The sequence below is a fragment of the Pseudomonas sp. P5_A2_2 genome (assembly GCF_054177685.1).
In genome coordinates, this window is record NZ_JBGCUL010000613.1 from 1 (window position 1) to 2,749 (window position 2,749).

A 2,749-nucleotide genomic window follows, 5' to 3' on the forward strand; every position below is an offset into this window, starting at 1 on the left:
ACCTCATGTACGTCAGACATTCATTTTCATTTTCGCCGCTCGCACGCAAGCTCAAGCTTGCCACCTTTGCGCCGATGCTATTGATCAGTCCGTGCGCGCTGGCACTTTCAACGATTGAAAATGGCGCCTCCATGACCATCGACGCAACCACGACGCAGGACAGTTGGTTGGTGCGAGGCGGTTCCAGTCTGACGGCCAACGGTGCCGCCACTAACCAGATTCGTGTCGAGACGGGGTCGAAGCTTTCACTCAACGGCACCACGGCGACGGCCTTGGGTACAAGCAACGGCATCGAACTGTCCAACAGTGAGGCGAGCATTACCAACAGTCGGGTCGTCAGTGATCGCACTGGATTGCGTCTGATCGGCACGGCCAACGGTGGCTCAACTGCACGGGTCAGCGCCAGCCAGATCACCGGCGGCCAGTTTGGCGCAAGCCTCAGCGCGCAATCGGAGCTGACGCTGGAGTCCGGCACCACGGTCACCGCTCGCAACGCTGACGGCATTGGTATTCAAAGCTTCGGCGGCAAGGTACAGGCGACTGGCAGCACGATCGTCGGCGGGCTCAACGGTGTCAGCCTGTTCACCGCGGGCAACCTGCCAGCGAACAATGCACTGATTCTTGACAAGACCCATGTCGAGGGCTTGAGTGGCTCGGCCATTATTGTCAACGGCCAGACCCAAACCAACTCCGAGCGGGCCAATATCACGGTCACGAACGGTTCTACGTTGAAAGGGGGAAACGGCACGCTGCTGGAAGTCACCAACGGTTCTGCAGCTAATTTCAACGTCAACAACAGCCATCTGGTCGGCGATATCGTCGTGGCCGACGGCAGCAGTGCCGACGTGTTGCTCGACCAGTCTGCAACCCTGACCGGGCGCCTGGAAAACGTTCAGAACCTGGCGGTCAACAACAATGCGCTCTGGGTGATGGTCGGTGACGGTAGTGTCGAGAACCTTTCGCTCAACGGCGGTGGCGTCCAGTTCGGCAACCCGGGGCAGTATTTCAATCTCTCCGTGGAAACCCTGTCGGGTACGGGGGGAACGTTCCATATGCACAACGACTTCACCACCGGGCAGGTGGATACCCTGACCGTGTCTGGCAATGCCAGTGGCAACCATCTTGTCGCCCTCGACAGCCAGGGCACAGAGCCGGCAGGGGCTGGTTCCAAGGCGGTGGTGCATATCGGCTCGGGTGACGCAACATTCGCCCTGGCCGGTGGTGCCGTGAACCTCGGGGCGTTTTCCTACGACTTGATCAAGCAAGGCGACAACGACTGGGTGCTGGATACGGCCACAAAGACGATCAGCCCCGGTACACAGTCGGTCATGGCGTTGTTCAATGCGGCCCCGACGGTCTGGTACGGTGAGCTCAGCACGTTGCGCACCCGCATGGGCGAGGTGCGCATGGATCAGGGCAAGGCCGGTGGCTGGGTCCGTGCCTACGGCAACAAATACAACGTGAGTGACAGTGCCGGCGTGGCCTACAAGCAAACCCAGCAAGGCATTTCGTTCGGTGCCGATGCGCCGCTGCCCATGGGCGGCGGGCAATGGCTGGTCGGTGTGCTGGGCGGTTACAGCCAGTCCGACCTGGACATGAGCCGTGGCACCACCGGCGAAGTCGACAGCTACTACCTGGGCGCCTATACCACCTGGCTGGATGCGCAGAGCGGGTATTACTTCGACGGTGTCATCAAATACAACCGGTTCCAGAACGAATCTGACGTTCAACTCAGCGACGGCAAGAAAACCAAGGGCAATTACGACACTGACGGCATCGGTGCATCGCTGGAGTTTGGGCGAAACATCAAGCTGGCGGATGACTACTTTGTCGAGCCGTTTACCCAACTGTCCGCCGTGACCTTCGAGGGCGCGAAATACGATCTGGACAATGGCTTGTCAGCTGACGGCGACCGCTCACGCTCGTTGCTGGCCAAGCTGGGCTCCACGGTCGGACGCAATTTCACCCTCAGTGAAGGCAAGGTGGTGCAGCCGTATCTGCGCGCCGCTTACGTGCATGAATTCGCCAAGAACAGTGACGTCGAAGTCAACAGCAACCGTTTCAGTAATGATTTGTCGGGTTCTCGCGGCGAGTTGGGCGCGGGCGTGGCGATGACTGTGACCGACAGGGTGTCGATGCACGTTGATCTTGATTACAGCAATGGCGACAAGATCGAGCAGCCTTGGGGCGCCAATGTCGGTGTTCGTTACAACTGGTAGTCGGATGACTTGATGTCACCGGGCTGAGGCAAACCGTTACACCGTGCATTCAATATTCTTTTCGTGGGGCGCGGGAGAGTTGTTCAGGGGACTGGATGATTTCTCCGGCGCACTTTTGCTGAGGAGTCTTGTTCATGGTCATGAGTATTTTCAGTGATATCAAAATGCCACAAGCCGAGGTGTCAGGATTGCTTCCCGAAGTGCCGGGAGGGGAGCCGAACCTGATTCCAGCGACGTTGACCCATGACGATTTGAAAGTATGGTTCACAGTGCCGGCTCACTCGGATCCCTCGGCCGACGAGGAAACAGTCGAACTGTTCGTTGACTATGTTGACGACACCTCGATCCCGATTTCTAAACGGGAGTGGAGCGCCCCCATCGAGGATTCGGATCAGTTTGTCTGGTTGCCCAAAGCGTGGTTGAGAAACGTAGGTAATGAAGGTCAACACCGGTTGGCTTATCGGTTCACGATTTATAACGGGGCGCAAGAGTTTTCCGAAGATCTGGTGGTCACGCTCGATATCATGGCC

The 2,749-nt window shown here is 58.2% G+C and carries 1 protein-coding gene and 1 pseudogene; both read left to right on the forward strand.

Annotated features, from left to right (window positions below; genetic code table 11):
* Positions 1 to 5: 5 nt before the first annotated feature.
* On the forward strand, positions 6 to 2,219 hold the full coding sequence (locus ACXRVY_RS23060; RefSeq protein WP_457265962.1) for an autotransporter outer membrane beta-barrel domain-containing protein: 2,214 nt from the start codon (positions 6 to 8) through the stop codon (positions 2,217 to 2,219).
* A gap of 134 nt (positions 2,220 to 2,353) precedes the next feature.
* Positions 2,354 to 2,749: pseudogene (locus tag ACXRVY_RS23065) on the forward strand (hypothetical protein); the annotation flags it as partial.